22 protein-coding genes and 1 riboswitch are annotated in these 20,266 nt (G+C 64.4%); of the genes, 13 read left to right on the top strand and 9 right to left on the bottom strand.

The features are described 5' to 3' along the window. Positions 1–4: 4 nt before the first annotated feature. Entirely contained in the window at positions 5–274 is a 270-nt protein-coding gene (locus tag ACX80Z_RS07510) for an SHOCT domain-containing protein (RefSeq protein ID WP_459315449.1), read from the bottom strand. 302 nt (positions 275–576) lie between these two features. On the opposite strand from ACX80Z_RS07510, the gene ACX80Z_RS07505 reads away from it, so the two are divergent. Next, positions 577–900: a heavy-metal-associated domain-containing protein gene (locus ACX80Z_RS07505; RefSeq protein WP_459315448.1), complete on the top strand. Its 324-nt coding sequence runs from the start codon at positions 577–579 to the stop codon at positions 898–900. Between the two features lie 233 nt (positions 901–1,133). Here the strand turns inward: ACX80Z_RS07505 and ACX80Z_RS07500 are convergent, their stop codons facing one another. Continuing rightward, entirely contained in the window at positions 1,134–1,541 is a 408-nt protein-coding gene (locus ACX80Z_RS07500; protein ID WP_459315447.1) for a metal-sensitive transcriptional regulator, read from the bottom strand. A gap of 302 nt (positions 1,542–1,843) precedes the next feature. Further along, positions 1,844–2,060: riboswitch (cyclic di-AMP (ydaO/yuaA leader) on the top strand. A gap of 3 nt (positions 2,061–2,063) precedes the next feature. Here ACX80Z_RS07500 and ACX80Z_RS07495 point away from each other — a divergent pair. Next, positions 2,064–2,945: a C40 family peptidase gene (locus tag ACX80Z_RS07495; RefSeq protein WP_459315446.1), complete on the top strand. Its 882-nt coding sequence runs from the start codon at positions 2,064–2,066 to the stop codon at positions 2,943–2,945. Between the two features lie 342 nt (positions 2,946–3,287). On the opposite strand, the gene ACX80Z_RS07490 is transcribed toward ACX80Z_RS07495, so the two are convergent. Together ACX80Z_RS07490 and ACX80Z_RS07485 are read right to left on the bottom strand one after the other, a co-directional pair. Next, the gene (locus tag ACX80Z_RS07490; RefSeq protein WP_019483228.1) at positions 3,288–4,268 is read right to left on the bottom strand and encodes a M56 family metallopeptidase; all 981 of its coding nucleotides are present in this window, start codon (positions 4,266–4,268) and stop codon (positions 3,288–3,290) included. A 4-nt stretch (positions 4,269–4,272) separates the two neighbouring features. Further along, entirely contained in the window at positions 4,273–4,638 is a 366-nt protein-coding gene (locus tag ACX80Z_RS07485) for a BlaI/MecI/CopY family transcriptional regulator (RefSeq protein ID WP_019483227.1), read from the bottom strand. A 133-nt stretch (positions 4,639–4,771) separates the two neighbouring features. Between ACX80Z_RS07485 and ACX80Z_RS07480 the strand changes: the two genes are divergently transcribed. Then, positions 4,772–5,758 carry a GNAT family N-acetyltransferase gene (locus tag ACX80Z_RS07480; RefSeq protein ID WP_459315445.1) on the top strand — a complete coding sequence of 329 codons (987 nt, stop codon included), beginning with the start codon at positions 4,772–4,774 and terminating at the stop codon, positions 5,756–5,758. 62 nt (positions 5,759–5,820) lie between these two features. Here the strand turns inward: ACX80Z_RS07480 and ACX80Z_RS07475 are convergent, their stop codons facing one another. Beyond that, on the bottom strand, positions 5,821–8,301 hold the full coding sequence (locus ACX80Z_RS07475; protein WP_024477343.1) for a DNA gyrase/topoisomerase IV subunit A: 2,481 nt from the start codon (positions 8,299–8,301) through the stop codon (positions 5,821–5,823). Between the two features lie 85 nt (positions 8,302–8,386). On the opposite strand from ACX80Z_RS07475, the gene ACX80Z_RS07470 reads away from it, so the two are divergent. The 4 genes from ACX80Z_RS07470 to ACX80Z_RS07455 all read left to right on the top strand — a co-directional run bounded on the left by ACX80Z_RS07470 (position 8,387) and on the right by ACX80Z_RS07455 (position 13,781). Next, complete coding sequence (locus ACX80Z_RS07470) at positions 8,387–11,107, top strand: bifunctional acetate--CoA ligase family protein/GNAT family N-acetyltransferase (protein ID WP_459315444.1); 2,721 nt, start codon at positions 8,387–8,389, stop codon at positions 11,105–11,107. A 90-nt stretch (positions 11,108–11,197) separates the two neighbouring features. Then, a complete protein-coding gene (locus ACX80Z_RS07465) occupies positions 11,198–11,872 on the top strand; it encodes a DUF5998 family protein (protein ID WP_019481102.1) in 675 nt (224 codons plus the stop codon). Between the two features lie 6 nt (positions 11,873–11,878). After that, positions 11,879–13,075, top strand: a complete 1,197-nt coding sequence (locus ACX80Z_RS07460) for an alkaline phosphatase family protein (RefSeq protein ID WP_459315443.1) — start codon at positions 11,879–11,881, stop codon at positions 13,073–13,075. Next, complete coding sequence (locus ACX80Z_RS07455) at positions 13,068–13,781, top strand: thymidine kinase (RefSeq protein ID WP_459304627.1); 714 nt, start codon at positions 13,068–13,070, stop codon at positions 13,779–13,781. The genes ACX80Z_RS07460 and ACX80Z_RS07455 overlap by 8 nt, the downstream gene beginning before the upstream one ends. Positions 13,782–13,830: 49 nt before the next feature. Here ACX80Z_RS07455 and sepH read toward each other — a convergent pair whose 3' ends face one another. After that, the gene (gene sepH / locus ACX80Z_RS07450) at positions 13,831–15,108 is read right to left on the bottom strand and encodes a septation protein SepH (protein ID WP_459315442.1); all 1,278 of its coding nucleotides are present in this window, start codon (positions 15,106–15,108) and stop codon (positions 13,831–13,833) included. Positions 15,109–15,168: 60 nt separating this feature from the next. Here sepH and ACX80Z_RS07445 point away from each other — a divergent pair, with 60 nt between their 5' ends. Together ACX80Z_RS07445 and ACX80Z_RS07440 are read left to right on the top strand one after the other, a co-directional pair. After that, complete coding sequence (locus ACX80Z_RS07445; protein WP_162148071.1) at positions 15,169–15,309, top strand: hypothetical protein; 141 nt, start codon at positions 15,169–15,171, stop codon at positions 15,307–15,309. A gap of 37 nt (positions 15,310–15,346) precedes the next feature. Next, positions 15,347–15,646 carry a DUF4193 domain-containing protein gene (locus ACX80Z_RS07440; protein ID WP_459304629.1) on the top strand — a complete coding sequence of 100 codons (300 nt, stop codon included), beginning with the start codon at positions 15,347–15,349 and terminating at the stop codon, positions 15,644–15,646. Positions 15,647–15,669: 23 nt separating this feature from the next. Here ACX80Z_RS07440 and ACX80Z_RS07435 read toward each other — a convergent pair whose 3' ends face one another. Next, on the bottom strand, positions 15,670–16,134 hold the full coding sequence (locus ACX80Z_RS07435) for a DUF3093 domain-containing protein (protein WP_019481097.1): 465 nt from the start codon (positions 16,132–16,134) through the stop codon (positions 15,670–15,672). A 128-nt stretch (positions 16,135–16,262) separates the two neighbouring features. Here ACX80Z_RS07435 and dut point away from each other — a divergent pair, with 128 nt between their 5' ends. The 4 genes from dut to ACX80Z_RS07415 all read left to right on the top strand — a co-directional run bounded on the left by dut (position 16,263) and on the right by ACX80Z_RS07415 (position 18,784). Then, the gene (gene dut / locus ACX80Z_RS07430) at positions 16,263–16,757 is read left to right on the top strand and encodes a dUTP diphosphatase (protein ID WP_024477339.1); all 495 of its coding nucleotides are present in this window, start codon (positions 16,263–16,265) and stop codon (positions 16,755–16,757) included. Positions 16,758–16,825: 68 nt separating this feature from the next. Next, the gene (locus tag ACX80Z_RS07425) at positions 16,826–17,674 is read left to right on the top strand and encodes a DUF3710 domain-containing protein (protein ID WP_459315441.1); all 849 of its coding nucleotides are present in this window, start codon (positions 16,826–16,828) and stop codon (positions 17,672–17,674) included. Then, on the top strand, positions 17,667–18,047 hold the full coding sequence (locus tag ACX80Z_RS07420; RefSeq protein WP_459315440.1) for a single stranded DNA-binding domain-containing protein: 381 nt from the start codon (positions 17,667–17,669) through the stop codon (positions 18,045–18,047). Before ACX80Z_RS07425 ends, ACX80Z_RS07420 begins: the two co-directional genes overlap by 8 nt. Beyond that, positions 18,044–18,784: a DUF3159 domain-containing protein gene (locus tag ACX80Z_RS07415; RefSeq protein WP_019483775.1), complete on the top strand. Its 741-nt coding sequence runs from the start codon at positions 18,044–18,046 to the stop codon at positions 18,782–18,784. The genes ACX80Z_RS07420 and ACX80Z_RS07415 overlap by 4 nt, the downstream gene beginning before the upstream one ends. Here the strand turns inward: ACX80Z_RS07415 and ACX80Z_RS07410 are convergent. Next, positions 18,781–19,497 carry a potassium channel family protein gene (locus tag ACX80Z_RS07410; RefSeq protein ID WP_019483774.1) on the bottom strand — a complete coding sequence of 239 codons (717 nt, stop codon included), beginning with the start codon at positions 19,495–19,497 and terminating at the stop codon, positions 18,781–18,783. The two genes, ACX80Z_RS07415 and ACX80Z_RS07410, sit on opposite strands and share 4 nt — an antisense overlap. After that, positions 19,494–20,168: a potassium channel family protein gene (locus ACX80Z_RS07405; RefSeq protein ID WP_459315439.1), complete on the bottom strand. Its 675-nt coding sequence runs from the start codon at positions 20,166–20,168 to the stop codon at positions 19,494–19,496. Before ACX80Z_RS07405 ends, ACX80Z_RS07410 begins: the two co-directional genes overlap by 4 nt. Positions 20,169–20,266: the final 98 nt, after the last annotated feature.

Genomic DNA, 20,266 nt, shown 5'->3' with positions numbered 1-20,266 from the left:
TTTGCTACGGGCCCTCACCGAGAACTTCGAGTTGTTCGCGGTACTCGTCGGCGGTGAGTTCTCCCTTCGCGAAGCGCTCGTCCAGGATCTGGTGGGCAGTGCTCCGGCCGTGGGGCGGGCCGCCCACCCCTGAGGCATCCCGTGACGCGTATCCGACACGGCCTCCGTTGCCAAGGACCCTGACTGCGAGCAGTACCAACAGCACAATCCCAACGATCAGGAGGACGCCCCAAAGCCACATCCACGCTGATCCCTGCCCATAACCCCACATCATGCCGGATACCTTTCACCTCGAGATGATTTCCAGTCTCCGCCTAGCGTCGGCCCACAAGTAGAGTCTTAGGTCCCAATCGGTCCCAGGGTGACTTCAGTCGCTGCGGGATCCGGGTACCCGGATCAACCCTTGACACATACCCCTAGGGGGTATACATTATGAGTACCCAAGTGGGAAGTCCGGCCCTAGATGGGCCGCTTACTCCCAGAAGGTCCCTCAAGCAGCTGTAGCCAACGTGAATGACCCCGGATGGCTACACCCGCTGATTCTCGAACAACCATTCCTCATTTTTGGAGACCCTCATGTGTGGCACTTCTTCCGAACTGACCCTGACCGACACATCATCTTCCGGATGTGCCTGCTGCGCCCCCCAGGACAGCAAAGCCAAAACGGTTCCCCAGGCTGGCAGCATCAGCGCCAGTTTCGGTGTCGCTGGCCTGACCTGTGGGTCGTGCGCGTCCCGGGTTAGCTCTGCAGTCGGCGGGATTGATGACGTCGCCGACGTCCAGATTGATCTCGTGTCCGGCGGGACCTCCACGGTCACCGTTTACAGTAACCAGGTGGTTCCCTCAGCAGCAGTACGCTCGGCGGTCGAGCAGGCCGGGTACCAGCTTTTGAGCGCCTGACTTTTTCCCTGGTCCGGCCGGATTTCCCGGGCGCGAGGTGGATCTCACCGATTCTGGGTACGGATGACCACCCTCGGATGTGCTTCTGTCAGATGAGGCAGATAAAGTCACCGACGCGAAAATCGAAACCGTCTTCGTGGCCGTTCCCGAAGCTCATCCGGCCGGGCTCACCAATTGAAGCCACTCACGCCAACCTGATGAAGCCTGGGGGCGCATATGCGCCGACGGAAGGCTCAGCGCAGTAGTCTGCTGATTGCCTGTGTTGCTTCCTTGACCTTCGCGTCGACGGCTTCGGAGGACCCAGTGGTTTGGGCTTCTTGGGCTGCGGTGACGACGCAGTGTTGCAAGTGGTTTTGCAGCAGGCCCAAACTCACGGCGTGCATGGCACTGTTGACCGCCGCGACCTGGGTGAGAATGTCGATGCAGTACTGATCTTCGTCGACCATCCGCGCTATCCCACGGACCTGTCCTTCAATGCGCTTCAGACGCCGCAAATAGGCCGCCTTGTCCGGGGAATAACCGTGCACCGCACCGGAGGTAACCGGCTGATCCGCGACGGTGGACTCCGCCGCGGGGGCTTCCGTGGCAGCTGCCCCAGGGGTGTCATCGGTACTGTTCCGAGGTCCGGCTCCGGCGTTCACGGCGCTATCCTTTCAATGCTCCGACCTGTTCTGGTCGGACCCAGATGAGGCCGTTGGTACGTCCTCGACCATGCGCTCTGCGCGGCCTTTATAAGTATCATCGACGATCCGCTCCGCCGTGAACGCTCGATAGATGAAATAGGTTCCCTGAAGGGTCGGTGGCCCGCGGGTACGGTGATCCTTGAAAAGCCCGTTACCTTAACGTGACTTCAATACCACGGTGGGGTATTCTCATTCGAGTGATCCCGGCACCCCGCCGAGATGACATTCCCGCGCAGAATGCCGAGCCCTGCCGCTGCACCGGGACCCGTTCGCACAATCCAGATGGCAGGGACGGGGGAACCACGTTTCCACCGGGCCACCGCACGCGGTGACCCTCGGGGTTAAGTCGATCTGACTATCCAGTGCTAGACCTGCAGCATCGTTCGCGATGGCAGGCGTAGCCCATAGGTAGAGGACGGCCGGGTGACTCCCATCCGAACCCGACAGCTCACCCCGCAGGCATGGGAGAGGCAAACAATCATGTCACGTCAGTCCATTTCGGCACGCCACCGCGCCGCCACCACCCACTCCATCGCCCTCGAGGGTCTGACCCAGTCGGCCAGGACCAAGGCCGTAGCACTGGGCAAGCCAGCCATCATCGCCGTCGCGACCGGCAGCCTCGTCTTCTCCGTCGGAGCGACCGCCCACGCAGGAACCTACACCCAGGGCGCAGCAACCACCGCGCCAGCAGTCTCAGCACCCGCAACAGGAGTCCACACTGTCGCAGCCGGAGACACGCTGGGAGCGATCGCCGCATTGCACGGTATTAACCTCGACACCCTGTTGGCGCAAAACGGCCTGTCCTACGCTTCAATCATCTACCCGGGTCAGCAGATCCAGCTCACCGGCGGCGCAGCCGTCAGTGCAGCCGCCGTTCCAGCAGCAACTGCAAGCCAGGCGTTCTACTCAACACCTGCACCAGCACCCGCCGCACCGGCAGTAGTTCCAGCACCAGCCGCGCCCGCTGCCGATGCGGCACCAGCAATGATGACACTGGCCTCCGGTGCCATCACCCCGATCGCACCCGTAGCCAAGGCGGCTCCGGCCAGCGGAGTTGGCGCAGCACTGGTCGCCTCGGCCTATGGGCAGCTCGGTTCCATCCAGGACTGCACCATCCTCGTCGAACGCGCTCTGCGCTCCATCGGCCTGAACGTCGGCGACCTTGGACCCCTGCAGTTCGACCAGTACGGAACCCGGGTCTCCAGCCCCGCGCCCGGCGATCTCGTCGTCCGCCCCGGCCACATTGCCATCTACGTCGGCAACGGCAAGGTCATCAGCAGCGGCATGAACGGATCAAACCTCACCATCGAGCACCCACTGTCCGACCTCGGCGGTTCATACTTCGTACGAGTCAACGGCTAATACCCTGACTCACGGAGTTTCTTTGTGAACTGAACTGAAAGTGGCGGGTGTCCTGGACGGAGGGCACCTGCCATTTTCGTATCTCAAGAGAGCAGATAGTGCCACACGATCCGCTCCCATGACTACTCGTCATGGCACCTGCCACGAGCCAACTCATTAGCTCGCCGAGCTCCCCCCCCACTTTGGGGCGCGGATTATTTCCACAGTTCTTGTACCAGCCGCGCCGGATGCCGCGACTAAGTGTCCCAACGATCACCGACGGTCACTGAGAGTATTTAGACAATCCCAGTGACCGTGCCCGATCAGTGGGAGCATTGTTCATAAAACCAGCGCCAGGCAGCGCTAACCCAGCACCCAGGGGGCAATCAGCAGTAGCGTCGGCGCCCCCAGTAGCAGTCCCGAGGCACCGAGGGCGGCCGCCTGCTGGGGCAGCGACAAGGGCGGCTGCGGAGTGAGTAGCCGGTGAATCCGGTTAAGGGTGGCACCAGCATCCTGGTCAGGGGTCGCACCGGGAGCAAGCGCCGTCACCGCAAACGAGTCACCGTGGGCGAAGCCGCCCTGCTGGTCGGGCAGCGACCCGGAGGCGACGATAGCGATCGCCCGGGCCAGGACTGGCTCCCGAACCTGCTTCAGAGCCTCGTCGTCGGCGAGCATCTCGATCAACTCGTTGACGGCCCGCTGCGCCAGTTGTGACGTGGGCAGCCACGGGAGGGCCGCGCGCCAGGCTGCAAACGCCCACAGGAGTAGGTGATGTCGCTGGTGGAGGTGTGCCAGCTCGTGCACCAGTACGGCGTCGAGTTCGGCGGGGGTCAGCAGGTCGAGGAGCCCGTCGGAGAGTACGGTCACTGATCTGGCACCACCCGGAAGGCAATAGGCCACAGGAGTGGGATGGTTGATCACCAGCGTTGCCGGCCGGTTTGCTGCCGGGGAGCTGAGCAGGTTCAGCATGTCTCGGTGTCGCTTACGCTGCCCACGAATCTTGGCGTAGGTCAGCAGCAGGGTAAAGATCAGGTGGGCGCTGAGCAGCCCAGCGGCGCTCAGGGCGAAGACGTGGACCAGGCCGAGCGTGTCGACCGGCTGGTTGGCAAACGCCATGTCGCCGAAGCGGCCAAGGGCTTCCACCAGGTTGTCGCCGAGCGGGTCGAGACCCCAGACCAGCATCGCGCCAATCATTGACAGTCCGCCCGCGAGGGCGATCGCCTGCCACAGAATCATCGCCGTAAACGGTGAACGGGTGGGCCACTTTGCCCGAGACAGGGCTACCGGCGCAGGCCAGGCGAGGACGACGGCGAGCCCGGCCAAAAAATGGGCGGCCCAAAACATCCGTTCAGCTGCCGAGCAGTTTGCGCAGAGCCTGTGCCTCGCTGTCGGAAACGCTTCCGATGAACCGTGCCAGGACTGCTTCCCGGTCAGGGGCGGTGACGAGGACTTCGTGCATCAACTCGGCGGTGTGTTCCTCCCGGCTGGTGATCGCACGGTAGCGGTGCGGGCGGGTTTCCCGCTCCCGTTCCACGAGCCCCTTCTTCTCCAGCCGTGAGAGGACAGTCAGGACTGTCGTGACGGCGAGCTCCTTGCCCACGGCTTCCTTCGTCGCCAACGCCAGCATGTCGCGCAGTGCGTTCGCGGTCAGTGCCCCGGGGGTGCCCCACAGCAAATCCATCACTGTGCGTTCGAGTTCTCCGAGGGTGGCCATGCAAGTCCTTCGCTAAAATTGTGGATGAGTACTTCAAATCTACTCTCTTTTTCGCCAAGGTTCTACATGCGGTAGAACAAGATGTCGGTTGCTCAGCCGATGGTTGACCGTCCCGGTGATTTAGGCTTTTGCCATGACAAAGCCAGAATCGGACTTCTTTCCCTCCGGCACGCCGCTGCATTGGCGTGCCATCACGCCTAAGGATCTGGGTAGTTGGCATGAGCTGCTGCACCGGATGGCCAAGGAAGACCAGCCGGACTGGGTGGAGGAGCGGGCCGACCTGGAGCAGATACTGGGCTCATCGAAAACCGACCCGGCAAAGGACACCATCCTGGGTCTCGACGATGCGGGTGTGCCCCGCGCCGTTGGGGTAATCCAGCGGAATCCCGGGTCCACTGTGGTTCACAGTATGGGTGGGGTGGACCCCGCCAGGCGCCGGCAGGGGATCGGTACCGCACTCTACTCCTGGCAGGCGGGGCGCGCGCGTCGCAGGTTGGACGACGACGGCGCCGGGGAAGGAGTGCTGCGTACCTACGCGGAGGAACGGGTGCCATCCCAGCTGGCGCTGATGGAAGCTACCGGCAACGCCGTCGTCAGGTATTTCACGGAGATGACCCGTCCGCTGCAGGCGGAGATCCCCGAAGTCGATATTGCAGCCGGACTGCAGATTGTCACGTTCTCGGACGATCTGTCCGAGGCGGTACGGCTCGCCCACAACGAGGCGTTCCAGGACCACTGGGGGAGTGAACCACGCGACGAGGAGTCCTGGCGGTTCACAGTGACGCACCCCGAGTTCAAACCCGAATGGAGCCTCGCGGTGGTGGACGAGGCGTCCGGCGAAGTGGCTGCCTACCAGCTGGCCAGTTACGATCCCGCGTCCGGGGAACTGCTGGGCCACACCGAGGGCTACACCGACCTGCTGGGAGTGCGGCGGAAATGGCGGGGCCTGCGGCTCGCCCCGGCCCTGCTGGTCGAGGCGATGCGCCGCTTCAAAGCTGACGGCATCGAGCACGCTGGCCTGGGCGTCGATACCGAGAACCCGTCGGGTGCCCTTGGCCTGTACGAACGTCTGGGTTACGAAGCCACCCACCGGGTCAGGGTGTACGAACTGCGCATCTAAACCATGGACGCGGTTGGCCCCGGCCAACCATAGCCGGGGCCAACCCTAGACCGGGGCTAACCCTAGACGAGGCTGGGTCCGATCGAGTCGACTGACTGGCTCAGGGTGACACCAGAACCGTCACGGCGCCCGTGTTCGGTGGGGAGGGCCCTGGATACTCCGGAAGCTGACGCGGCTTTTGCCGGACCGTGTCCGGCCCAGGCGAGCAGCAGGATGTCCTCATCCTTGAGGAACCGGTGGGCCCGGACCCCCGCTGTAGCCCTACCCTTGGTCGGATACTCCGCGAAATCGGTCACCTTGACCGATCCAGCCGAGGTGCCCGGCAGCGCTCCGCTCGCGGCGGCAATCGTCACGACGACGGCGGCCGAATCCTCGGCACCCACAGCGCCGAAGTGGATGACCGAGTCACCGGATCCCAGTTTGATGCCTGCCATACCACCGGCGGTGCGGCCCTGCGGACGGACGGTCGATGCGGGGAAGCGCAGCAGTTGCGCCTGGGCCGTGATGAAGACCAGCAGGTCCTGGTCACTGGCCGCGGCCAGGCCCACCACCTTGTCTTTGGGCTTGAGGGAAATGATCTCCCATTCGTCGCGGTTCAGTGGATACTCGGGGGCAACCCGTTTCACCACGCCCTGCGCACTGCCCAGGGCGATTACCGCGTCGAGCGGTGCCAACCCCACCAGGGATTCTCCGGGCAGCAGGGTCATGAACTCCTGCGCCGGTACGCCGCCCGCCAAATTGGGAATCCCGGCGGTTGGTGCGAGAGCAGGCATATCCATCACCTGAAGGCGCAGCATTCGCCCGGCCGAGGTGACCGCTCCAACCTCCGCCCTCGCCGTTGAACGAATCACCGAACTGAACACGTCGTGCTTGACCCGTTGCCCGCCCTCACCGAACGGTTCCTGGTCGGCGGTGCGTGCCAGCTGTCCCGACGTCGACAGGATCACCCAGCAGGGATCGTCAGCAATTTCCAGGGGTAATGGCGTCGTTTTCCCGCCGGGCGATATTGCCGCGGGCATCACCGTGCCCTTCAGTGGTGCACTGGACTCGGACTCCAGCAACACCGTGCGACGGGGGGTAGCGAACTTCGCCGCCACCTCTGCAAGTTCCTCCGACAGGAGGGCACGCAGCTTCTCTTCCGAGCCGAGCAGTTCCTCCAGCAGGGCAATCTCCCGGCGCAGTTCGTCCTGCTCCTTCTCCAACTCGATGCGTGAATACTTGGTCAGCTGACGCAGCCGAAGCTCAAGAATGTAGTTCGCCTGCAGCTCGGTCAGATCATAGATCGACATCAGCCGTTCCCGGGCCTGGGCCGACTCATCCGAAGAGCGAATGATCTGGATGACCTCGTCAATATCGACGATCGCGATCAGCAGACCCTCGACCAGGTGAAGCCTGTCCTTCTTGCGTCCCAGCCGGTAGGCGGTGCGGCGGCGGACCACCGACAGTCGGTGCTTGATGTAGACCTGCAGCAACTCCACCAGGCCGAGTGTCCGGGGCTGACCGTCAACGAGGGTCACATTGTTGATGCCGAACGAATCCTCCATCGGCGTGTACCGGTACAGCTGGGCCAGCACGGCGTTGGGGTTGAAGCCGTTCTTCAGCTCGATCACCAGGCGCAGCCCGTGACGCCGGTCGGTCAGGTCCACAATGTCGGAGATGCCCTGGAGCTTCTTCGATGTGACGGCGTCTTTGATCTTCTCGATGATCTTTTCGGGGCCCACCGTGTAGGGCAGCTCAGTCACCACGAGGCCGGTGCGCCGGGCGGAAAGCTGCTCGATTCCCACGGTGGCCCTGGTTTTGAAGGACCCCCGGCCGGTCGCATAGGCGTCCCGCACACCCTCAAGCCCCACGATTTTACCGCCACTGGGAAGGTCCGGTCCGGGGATGAAACGCATCAGGTCATCGAGCCCGGCGTCAGGGTTGGCGATCAGGTGCCGGGCTGCCGCGATTACCTCGCCCAGGTTGTGGGGGGCCATGTTCGTCGCCATACCGACGGCGATGCCGGTCGCCCCATTGACCAGCAGGTTGGGGAAGGCGGCGGGGAGCACCTCCGGCTGCATGAGCTGGTTGTCGTAGTTCGGGACGAAGTCCACCACGTCTTCGTCGAGGTGGTCGGTCATGGTGAGGGCCGCCGCGGCGAGGCGGGCCTCGGTGTAGCGGGGGGCGGCCGGGCCGTCATCGAGTGACCCGAAGTTGCCGTGCCCATCGATCAGGGGCAGGCGCAGCGAAAAGTCCTGTGCCATGCGGACCATTGCGTCGTAAATCGCGGCGTCGCCGTGCGGGTGGAGCTTACCCATCACTTCGCCCACGACCCGGGCGGACTTCACATGGCCACGGTCCGGGCGCAGCCCCATATCGGTCATCATGTACAGGATGCGCCGCTGCACGGGTTTCAGCCCGTCCCTGGCATCGGGTAGGGCCCTGGAGTAAATCACCGAGTACGCATACTCAAGGAAAGAGCCTTCCATTTCGGAAGTGACGTCAATGTCGATGATGTTCTCGGTGTAATCCACCGGGGCTGCTGTGCTTTGGCGCCTGGCCATGATCGGATGGTCCTCGGGTTGTGAAAAAGGGTAGGTGCTGCCAAGGGTAATGACGTGAACGCCGAACGCCCACTAGGGTGAGTCTATGGCGGCTGACGGACATTACCCGGAATATTGGGAGGCCGACGTCGTGTTGCGGGACGGCGCCACTGCACATTTGCGGCCGATTTCGCCCGATGATGCGCCAGCAATGCAGCACTTCCACATGCAACAGTCCGAGAACTCGATCTACCTGAGGTTCTTCACCTACAAGTCCTCGCTGAGCAACAAAGAGCTCAAACGATTCACTGAGGTGGACCACCGGGACCGCGTGGCGTTCGTCGTCACCCGCGGTACGGACATTCTGGGTATTGGGCGGTACGACCGGCTCGATGACCCCACCGAAGCCGAGGTCGCCTTCAACGTCTCTGATGCCCACCAGGGCAGGGGGTTGGGGTCGATCCTGCTCGAACACCTCGCCGCGGCTGCCCGGGAGAACGGCATCAGCCGGTTCTCGGCAGAGGTCCTGCCGGAAAACCGCAAGATGATCACCGTCTTCGCCGAGGCCGGCTACGAGGTGCAACGGCGCTTCGACGACGGCGTGGTGATGCTGGAGTTCAACATCGACCCCACCGAGAAGTCACGCGCCGTGATGGAGTCCCGGGAACACCGCGCCGAGGCACGCAGCGTCGCCGGACTGCTCTCGCCGTCGTCGGTCGCTGTAATCGGTGCCAGCCGCGAGTGGGGGACCGTCGGGTATTCCTTCCTGGAACACATCATCGATGGCGGCTACACCGGTGACGTGTATGCGGTGAATCCCGAGGCTTTCGAACTGGCGGGCATGATTTCGTTCGCCTCCATCGGCGAAGTCCCGGGGCCGGTCGAACTAGCCGTGATCGCCGTCCCCTATGACCAGGTGGCGTCGGTCGTGGATCAGTGCGGCGTGGCCGGGGTGAAGGGCCTCCTCGTGGCGACCGCCGGGTTCGCCGACGACGGCGCCGAAGGGCTGGCCCGGCAGCGGGCCCTGGTGCATCGTGCGAGGGCCTACGGCATGCGGGTGGTCGGCCCGGCATCTCTGGGCCTGGTCAACACGCACCCGGAGGTCAGGCTCAATGCCTCGATGGCCCCCGCACTGCCGGCCGCCGGTGCACTGGGTTTGTTCAGCCAGTCAGCGGCGATCGGAGTGCTGTTGTATGCGGCGGCAGGACGCCGCGGACTGGGCCTGAGCTCCTTCGTGTCTGCCGGCAACCGGGCCGATATCTCGGGCAATGACGCAATGCAGTACTGGGAGGATGACCCGTCCACCCGCGCCGTGGGGCTCTACCTGGAGTCGGTGGGCAACCCACGCAAGTTTTCCCGGATTGCCCGCCGGCTGGCGAAGACCAAACCGGTCATCGTCGCGAAGTCCGATGTGATGGGCCTGCAACTACCGCCCGGCCACGCCGTCCGCACCACCCAGGCGCCCTCGGGGGCGCTCGACGCAATGCTGAGGCAATCGGGGGTCATCCGGGTGGAAACGACTGCCCAGTTGGTGGACATTGCCCAGATTCTCGTCAGCCAGCCCCTCCCGGCCGGTCCAGCGCTCGCCGTTTTCAGTAATTCGCTGGCTCTCGGCAAGGTGGTCGCCGACGCCGCCGCTGCCCAGTCCCTCGACGTGCGGCGGCTGGTGACGGACATCGATCTGGACACCGGGCAGTCCATTGCGCTGCCAGTCCTGCGCGCGGCAGTTCTCGACGCGCTGTCCGACGACGAAGTGCACTCGGCCGTTGTCGCCCTGCTCCCGGCGCCCGGGCTGACAGTCGAGGCCATTGCCGACTGCCTGCGGGACTGCGCCGAGACAGCCAACAAGCCTCTTGTCGCCTCCTTTGCTGGCATCCTGGACCCGGCTGTGCAATCAGATGGGCTATTGGCTTCACCCCGAAACCCGCTGGCGTCAGCCGACGGGGACGCCGCGGTGCCAAGCCAGCGTGGGGTGCCCTGCTACGCGGGACCGGGGGCCGCCGTCGCCGCCCTCGGCGCAGTGGTGACCTATGCCCGATGGCGCTCCCGGGACAGCGGCGGCTTCCACGAACCGGCTGACATCGACTCCGATGCCGCGTCTGCGGTGCTGCAGCAGGCGCTGCTCCGGGTCGACGGCGATGGCCTGACCCGGCTGGACGGGGCCGAGTCGGCCACCCTGCTCGGCCACTACGGCATCTCCCTGCTACCCGCCGTCCGCTTCGCGACAGCCGATGAGGCTGTCGAAGCCGCTGACCGGCTCGGGTGGCCGGTGGTCATCAAAACCGTCGACGAACATCTACGGCACCGCCTCGACCTTGGGGGCGTCCGGTTGAACATCGAGGACGCAGAATCCCTCCGCCAGAACATTTCGCAGATGGAGAAGGTCCTAGCACCCTTCGGAGTCAGCGGAATGGAGGTGCAGTCCATGGCGCCCTCCGGACAGGCCTGTACGCTCCGCGCAATTGAAGATCCCCTGCTGGGGCCGGTGCTGTCCTTCGGACTGGCAGGCGACGCCGTCGACCTTCTCGATGACTGGGCGCACAGCATCCCGCCGCTATCCGCCGTCGACGTTTCCGATCTGGTCCGCGGCCCGCGCGCATCCCGCAAACTGTTTGGCTACCAGGGCCTGCCGGCGACCGACATCGCCGCGATCGAAAACCTGATCAGCCGGGTGGCTGTCCTCAAGGACCACCACCCGGAGATCGCTTTGCTTGAGTTCAACCCGGTGCTGGTCTCGGCCACTGGACTGGTCATCCTCAGCACCGACATTATGGTCGGCAACCCGCAGCGTCGCACCGACAGTGCACGACGGGCCATGCGGGACTAACGACGACGCCGGCCGCCGTCCTGGGTGAACGGCGCGCCCTACCGGTCGCCGGGTTAGGTGGCGGGTGCCCGGGTGGGGGAAACTGGAGGTATGACATCGCTTTCCGCTGAACGCCGCAGCCTCGACGCCTCCCTGGAACGGGCAGGATTTTATCCGCGCCTGGTGGCAGACACGGTGCACGACGCCCTTGACGGTCGGGAACCGCTCTCCCATGTGGTGCACCTCGAAACCCACTTCGAACGCAACGAGGTTCACCGCCATATCACCGTGCTGGTTCTCACCGAGGACATGCTGGTGATCACCCACGTCGACGACCAGCAGCTGGACGAGGACGGGCAGCAGATGATGGCCCAGGTCTCCACCGAGTCCGTCCCGGTCAGCCAGATCCGCTCAGTGGTCCTCAGCTACCTCTACGCCCAGCCCCAGGACTACAAGCCTTCCGACCAGGCTCGGGAGCTGACCCTCGCCATTGCCTGGTCCGGCGGGCAGCGCCTGGACATGGGTCCGGCCGGGTGCAGCGACCCCCAGTGCGACGCCGACCACGGGTACACCGGCACCATTTCCCAGGAAGACATCGTGCTGCGCGTCAGCGCTGAGGCCGACGGTATGCAGGCGGTCCAGAACGCGAAATCATTCGCCAGGGCCCTGCGGAAGGTCAACACAGCCAACCCGGTGATGCCGGGTGCCGGGAGCACCGTCAGCCCGACGCCGCGCAGGCAGCCCGGCCTCGGCGCCCGCTTCAGCCGAACCCACCACCAGGGCTAGCCGCTGGTGGAATCCCTGACCGAACACCGGGAGCCTCTTCCGGCGGCGCCGCCCTATGGGCGCAGCACCGTCGCCGAGGTCTTCACCAGCGCGGCGGCGGCCCTGGGACTGGACTCAGCGTCCGGCCCCTTCCTCAACGCCCTGGGCTTGCCCACGGCCTCACGAGTGTGTGTGGTGGTGGTCGACGGGCTCGGCTCCTCATTGCTGAAGAAACGCGGCGGTCACGCGCCGTTCCTGCGCCGCCATCTGGACGGCGCACGAACCCTCAACTCGGCTTTCCCCTCAACAACAGCCGCATCCCTCGGGAGCCTGGGCACCGGCCTGCCGCCGGGCAAGCACGGGCTGGTTGGCTACGATGTGCTGGACCCGGAGCAGGGGAAAGTCGTCAACATGTTGGGCGGGTGGGACCCGGGAGTCGACCCGCTGCAGTGGCAACCGTATCCCTCAGTCTTTGAGCAGGCGGCCGGGCAGCTCCCGGTGGTCAGCGTGTCCCTCCCCAAATTCGCCGACTCTGCAATGACCAGAGCGGCGTTGCGGGGCGGCAGTTATGTGGCGGCGGGAACACTCCAGGCCCGGGTGCGCGGCGCCCATGAGCAACTCGCTGCCTCCGACCGGGCGCTGGTCTACCTGTATTTCAACGAGATGGATAAGGCCGGCCACCGCTACGGCTGCGGCTCGGCCGAATGGGGCAACCAGTTGGAGGATGTTGACTCAGCGATCAGGACCCTCGCGGCACGCGTACCGTCCGATACGCTGTTGCTGCTCACCGCCGATCACGGGATGGTCGACGTCGACGTCGACCACCGCCACGATTTCTCCACCCAACCGCAACTCATCGACGGGGTGGCCCACACCGCTGGCGAGCCGCGGATGCTCCACTTGTACTTTGAACCGGGCCTGTCCCCCCAAGGGCAGGAACGACTCCTGGCGGCGTGGCGGGACGCCTACGGCCGGCTCGCATGGATCTTCACCCGCGACCAGGCCGTTGACGCGGGCCTGTTTGGCGAGGTCGATCAGCGAGTGCTGCCCCGCATCGGAGACCTCATGATCGCGGCGCGGGAGCCCATCGCGTTATACGATCGCCGTCGGACCTCCGCGTCGGCCATGGAAGTGGTCGGCCAGCATGGCTCGCTCACCCGGGCCGAGCGGGAAGTCCCACTCCTGACCCTGAACCGCCCGGGAGGGAAGGGCACCCGTGGCTGAGCTGATCTTTTTCTCCGGCACCATGGACTGCGGGAAGTCCACCCTGGCGCTGCAGATGGACCACAACCACCGCGCCCGCGGCCGGGCCGGTCTGCTCTTCAGCTCCCATGACCGGGCGGGGGAGGCAATGATTTCCAGCCGGCTCGGGTTACAGACCGCAGCGGTGGAAGTCACCGACACCACCGACTTCTGGGCCGAAATTGTCAGGCGCCGGACGTCAGCTGAACGGGTGGACTACCTCATCTGCGACGAGGCCCAGTTTTATCTGGGCGAGCAGATCGATCAGCTGGCCCGTATCGTCGACGAGATGGACGTCGACGTGTTCGCGTTCGGTATCACCTCCGATTTCCGCACCAGGCTCTTTCCCGGTTCGCAGCGGCTCATCGAACTCGCCGACCGGATCCAGGTCCTTCAGGTGGAGGCGCTTTGCTGGTGCGGGCGCCGGGCAACCCATAACGCGAGGACCGTCGACGGCGTCATGGTAGTTGAGGGCGACCAGATGGTGGTCGGCGACGTTGAGCTGGCCTCGGAGCCGCGGGATCCGCTCCAGCCGGAACTACCGCTCACCGGCGGCTCGGTTGCCGAGTCCCCGCACGCACCAGTGACAGGCTATGAAACACTCTGCCGGCGCCATCACACGCGGAGGGTCACCCTGAGGACCGCTACGGCGATGAAAAGCAACGAGATGTTGCTGCCGTTCGCCTAGGAGCAAGCGGCAACCAGGAAATCCCCGGCGATCTACTCGTTCACTGCGACTAGTCGCTTTTGGTGCCGAAGACGATTTCGTCCCAGCTGGGGACGCTCGAACGCTTCGGCCGGATCTTGCGATCCGATGCTTCCTCAACCGGTTTCGCCGATCGATCTGCTGCTGATCGATCGGATGCTGAGGCGTGCTCGGGAGCGGGACCGCGATCCTCACGTGGTTCGGTGGCTTCCGGCCCGGGCTGTGCTGGCCGATTGGGGCGGGCAAAAATGCTGATTTCCCGGGTTTCGGTGCTGACCGATTCGAAGAGTCTTGGTGTGCCGTCGCTGTAGGTCGCTTTGCCCTCAATGCCGGACTCGACGTCGTCGGCAACTGACGGGGCCAGGCTCAGGCCCGCGAACTTGCGTGGCTCGACGTCGTCGTCATCAGTTGAGGCTGGGGTTTCCGTCCCATCGTCCTCCGTGGGGCGGGGATGGGCTGCCGGGATCGCCCCCTTGGCCAGCAGATGAGCCAGGGCGTCATCGCCGTCCTCGTCCACGCCGAGACGCTGGCCACGGCGGGACCGGAGGACGTCGAGCAGGTTGTCTGAGGCTTCTTCCTCTTCGGGTGCAGCCTCAGGGGTTTTCTGCGCTTCAAAGTCGAAGACATGATCAGCAACGGCGCTGAGCCGCCGTGTGGGCAGGGGGCCGTCGAGCGGTTCCAGTTCGCTGAGCAACTGGGCCCACCGGTTGGTGTTCAGGACGGTTTTCCGGCTGGGGTTGAACGTCCACTGAGCGGGAGGTTCCTCTCCAACGGTGACCCGGGTGTCTGGTGCCAGATCAAAACGTGCCACCACGTTCCAGAGTCCATCCTGGCGTCGCCAGGCATCCCACTCAACAGCGTTGGCATCGACCCCATACGCCTGCAACCGGTATGCGACCATGTCGCCGAGTTGGGCGGGGTTTTCCCCGAAGGCTGACCGGTAGCCGTCGTTCGAAGGCACGGCAGAGGAAACCTCCACCCGCTGGGCCAGAATGGCCATATAGTCGCGTTCGGCTCGCACTGGCCCTTCATATCGGAGCACCTGCGCAAGGTCCTGGCCGGACTCGTCGACGATATCCTGGGCAGTGGCACCGCTGCGGATGCGGGACTGGATATCGCGGGGTGAGAGCGGAACAATTGGTTTGCCTGCGGGGGGAGGTGGAGTGCTGATCTTGTGCTGTTCCATTGGGCGGGTGACCGCCATGCGCAGCGCTTCGTTGATCGGCAGGCTGAAGTTGGAGCCGTCCTCACCGTTCAAGTGCAGGTGTCCGCCGTCCTCGTGAACACCCACCAGCCGTAGTTCCTGCATGAAAATCCTCCGAGCCGACAATGCTTCCTTACCCTGAAACTCTGCCACCTGAAGGCCGACATGCCTACTACACCCGTGGTGTGGCGCGGAAGTTTCGACGCCGATTGGGATCAGAGTGGGTTGTTCAGCGACAATCTTTGGCGTACGGGCACAAAATACCGGCTGTCAGCGTTGGACTCGACGTTGGACAGTCCCGACTAACCAATCTCACAGCACACCGGAGAGTGAACCCCCAATTATGGCGACCGATTACGACACGCCGCGTACCACCCCCGAAGACGCCGGGGACGCCTCAATTGAAGAGTTGAAGGCCCACCGCGCTGGCCACCAGTCACCTGTGGTTGACGAAGACGAGATCGAGGCAGCGGATTCCTTCGAACTCCCGGGAGCTGACCTTTCCAGCGAAGAGATCCAGGTGCTGATTCTTCCCGCGCAGGCCGACGAATTCACCTGTGCGTCATGCTTCCTTGTCCGGCACCGTTCCCAGATCGCCAAACACGTAGACGGGCTTGCCTACTGCAGCGACTGCGAAGGCTGATCGGCCCGGCGAGGGAGGAAGCCTCAGCCGGCGAGGGCTGCCACCAGGCGGTCCGGTCGCCGGGTGGACGTCAGCCAGTAGGGAGTGGGGTCATCCGGGTCGGTGATCTCCACCCGGACAACCGGTGAGATCCAGCCGCGAATACACAGGTAGGCAATCCCATTGAGCTGCGGCCCTCGCTGCGCGGTGGCGTCTTCACCGGTGTAGGCGGCAGCGCCGCCCAGGAAGCGGCGCTCGATCGTGGCCCGCCCCACCGTCAAATGTGTTGTGGTCACCACGATCCGGGGGGTTGACAGGACCAACAGGGTGCCGAGGACCACTGCAACCACAGTCGCAGCAATGAACCCGGTGGTGAGATTGATCGGAGCAAACGTGACCACCGATGCACCTGCCGCTCCCGCCGCGACCAGCCAGATCCAGAGGGCGGGCCACAGCCGCTCCTCATAGAGGACAGTGCTGACTGATGATCCTGGCGCGGGTGTTGACATACCCCTACCTTCCCAGATTTTCCTGGGTAGTTCATCCTCGCCCGTTGGCCTGCCGGTACCCGGTGATCGTTCAGGTTTTCGCGCTAGAGTGAAGGCCTAACCCCGATCACTTTCAAGGCAGCTGGAGTATGAACGTGCTGGACCCACAGCGGAGACTTCCCGTGCAAATCAAACTGCTCGACGCCGGGATGGCCCCACCCGAATATGCGCAGCCGGGTGACGCCGGCGCTGATCTACGGAGCCGCATCGACTTCCGGTTGGCGCCGGGTGAGCGTTTGCTGGTGCCTACCGGTCTGGCCATCGCGCTACCGGACGGGTACGTTGGGCTGGTCCATCCCCGGTCAGGTTTGGCCACGAAGCACGGGGTGACGGTGGTGAACGCACCTGGCACCATTGACGCTGGTTACCGGGGCGAGATTGCTGTCACCCTGCTGAATACTGACAAAACCGAATCGCTGGCGTTTCAACGAGGGGACCGGATTGCCCAACTCCTCATCCAGCAGGTTGAGCACGCCGAATTTACCGTGGTTGAAGAACTCCCCGGATCAGTGCGCGGCAGCGGGGGCTTCGGCTCCACCGGAGGCTACAGCGTTGATGCTGCTGCCGCTCCGACTCACGCATAACCTCAAGGATATCCAGACCAGGAACCCCCTCCCGGAGGATCCACACACCCAAGGAAAGGAACCCAATCATGGTTTTTGGGCGCCTGAAGAAGAAGCAACAGAATCTCCCGGCTGAAGACACGACACCCGCTGACGCGCCGGTCGAGGTAACCGAAACTGCCGAGACCGCTGAGCCGACGGACGCCGAGCCAACGGGCCCCGCAGCCACCACGGACACGGCCGAGCCGACGGACACCGAGCCTGTCGGGACGCCTGCGGCAGCCGACGCGGAGCCGGCTGCCGGCGTAGTCGTCTCGCGGAGCAACGGCCCGTTTGACGTGTCGGAGAAGGACTCCGACGCCGGATATATTGACCTGGGAGCGCTGCGTATCGGCGCAGCCGAGGGTCTCCAGCTTCGGCTCGAGGTGGAAGAGAAGACCAAACGGGTAATCGCTGTCACCCTGGACCTCAACGGTTCCAACCTGCAGTTGCAGGTGTTCGCCGCACCACGCACCGACGGCCTCTGGGACGAGATTCGGTCCCAGATCGGCGTCTCGGTCGGCGCGCAGGGCGGAACGGTCCAGGACCGGGTCGGTTCCTTCGGCACCGAGTTGGTGGCCAAGCTTCCGGCTCAAACCCCCGATGGCCAGCCTGGGTACCGGGTTGCCCGGTTCATTGGAGTGGACGGCCCCCGATGGTTCCTGCGCGGAGTGATTGGTGGGCCGGCGGCGATCAACCGCGAGGCTGCCGCACCGATGGAAGAACTTTTCCGCAACGTTGTAGTGGTCCGGGGAGATCACCCGTTGCCGCCACGTGAGTTGCTGCAGCTTCGCCTTCCCAAGGAGACTGCCACCGCATCACCGGCCGCCGCTGCGGCGCCGAAGCCCGATCTCACCGATCCGCTGAAGCGCGGACCCGAGATCACTCACATTGGCTGACCGCCCGGGCTTCGATGGGATCGACGGGACCCCGCATTCGGCCACGGTGGCGGGGCTTCCCAGCCGGGGGCGTGCCCGGGCGCGGGGTTTCATTTCCCGGATCACCATTCTTCCGCGGGGCGCGGCGCCCCAGTTCGCTGCGGTGGTCTCCGACGACACGCCGCCGGGGGCCGCCGGATTCGAGCGTCGGGTACACGCCTCACGACGTCGGTCCGCCCAGGTGCGGCTGGTCTGGATTGGGCAACGCCGGGTTCCGGGCATTGAAGCCGGAACCCAGATTGCCTTCGAAGGAATGGTCAGCCCGGTGGACGGGATGCCCACGATCTACAACCCACGCTATGAAATCATCGGCCGTCCGGAGGCACAGCAGTGAGTACCACCCCACCCCCCAGCACCCCGTCTGGGGATAACCCGGCCCCGCGTCAGGGTCCTACCGCCGCCGAGTTGGCCGGTCAGTACGCCGCACGATCCGGGGTGCAGCGCAGCGACGACGGGCAGATCGACGTGCTGCAGTCGATTGGCGGCGTCCGTGGGCTGGCTGAGAGCATCCTGCCGGGCCTGATCTTCACCGTCATGTTCACGATCAACCAGGACCTGCAGGTCTCCCTGATCGCGGCCATCGGCGTAGCAGCCATCTTCTCGATCATTCGGTTGGTTTCACGGACACCCCTGACGCAGGCGCTGTCCGGTCTGATCGGCGTGGCGATCTGCGCCTTCGTTGCCGGCCGTACCGGGAATGCCGAGGACTTCTTCGTTCCCGGTTTCTTCACCAATGGTGGCTACATCATCGCAATGGTCATCTCCATAGCGGTCCGCTGGCCGATTGCCGGCCTCCTGTTCGGCTTCATCCGCGGCGAAGGCGTCGAATGGCGGAAAGACCCCAAACGGGTCAGAGCCTACACCATCGCCACCTGGATTATCGTGACTGTCCTCGGCCTCCGGCTCGCCGTGCAGATGCCCCTCTACTTCGCGGAGAATTTCGTGGCGCTCGGAACTACCCGGCTGATCATGGGGCTTCCGCTCTACGCACTCGGGTTATGGCTCGCCTGGCTCGTATCCCGCCCGACGGCCCAACCGCAGGAGTCCAGCGAACCCCGCGAACGCAGCTAAGGCAGGCCGGGGGCGTCGATCTGCCCGCCGTCGTCGGGATCCCCGGATTCCCCAGGAACCGCCAACAGGACACTCCGGAGCGCATCCTCCGCGGCGATCGCGGCAATCAGGAACAGCTCATCTCCGGGTTCGACGACGTCGTCCGGGCTCGGTGTAATCGACGCATCGTCCCGCAAAATTGCCACCACCGTGCAGTCCTCGGGCAGGATCAGCGAGCCCAGCGTCCGACCCACGATCGGGGACTCCTGGGGGACAGTAAACTCGACGATCGAGGTGACACCGCTCTGCAGGGTCAGTAGCCGGACCAGGTCGCCGATTTCGACTGCTTCCTCAACCAGCGCAGTCATCAGACGGGGAGTATTGACCGCGACGTCTACACCCCAGGAATCGTCGAACATCCAGTCGTTTTTCGGGTTATTGACCCGGCCCACCGTCCGGCCCACCCCGAACTCGCTTTTCGCGAGCAACGACACCACCAGGTTCACCTTGTCGTCGCCAGTGGCAGAAACCACCACGTCGGCTTCATCCAGTCGGGCATCCTTCAGGGTGGTCAACTCGCAGGCATCGCCGATCAGCCATTTGGCGCCCTTGAGCCCGCTGCGGCCAATCACCTCGGGTTTCTCGTCAATCAACAAGATCTCGTGGTTGTTGGAGAGCAGCTCCTTGGCGATCGAAGATCCCACGCTTCCCGCGCCCGCAATGACAACCCTCACTCGGACTCCTCCACTGGTTTCTTGGCGAGAATGCGCCCTATTTCGTCGGTAACGGCGGTCTGCATCATTGCATGCACAATGTCACCTTCCTGGTAGCTGGTCTCCGAGGTGGGCAGCATGCCCTCCCCAAACCGGGTGAGGTAGGCGACTCGGATCCCCGAGGCCGCTTCGATATCGGCGAGGGATCGGCCTAGCCAGCCATCGTGCAACGAGAGCTCGCCCAGGATCAGGCGGCCCGAGGTTTCCCTGAAGTCTCCGTTGATGCTTTGTTCCGGCAGGATTCGGCGGAGCACCTGATCGGCGCTCCAGCGTACGGCCGCCACCGTGGGGATTCCCAGCCGCTGGTAGATTTCCGCGCGTCCTGGATCATAGATTCGAGCCACCACGTGGGGCACATGGAATGTCTCGCGTGCCACCCGGGTGGCGAGGATATTGGAGTTGTCACCGCTGGACACGGCGGCGAAGGCGTAGGCGTTCTCGATGTCGGCGTTCTTCAGCGTCTCCCGGTCAAAACCAACCCCGGTAACCTTGCGGCCGCCAAAGGAGCCCCTGAGCCTCCGGAACGCGCGGTCATCCTGGTCGATGATTGCGACGGTGTGTCCCGACTCATCCAACGTGTGAGCGAGGCTGACGCCTACTCGGCCACACCCCATGATTACAAAATGCGCCACCCGTACTACCTGCCGTTCCAACCGATTGCCAGCCTGCTTGTCGGCGCCGCCCCCCCTGATGGGGCACTGCGTCCGCTGCACCCAGCCTAATGGAGTTG

This window comes from Arthrobacter sp. TMT4-20, assembly GCF_054510775.1.
Note: the sequence above shows the minus strand (reverse complement) of the source record. Positions and strands in the feature narration are given on the sequence as shown.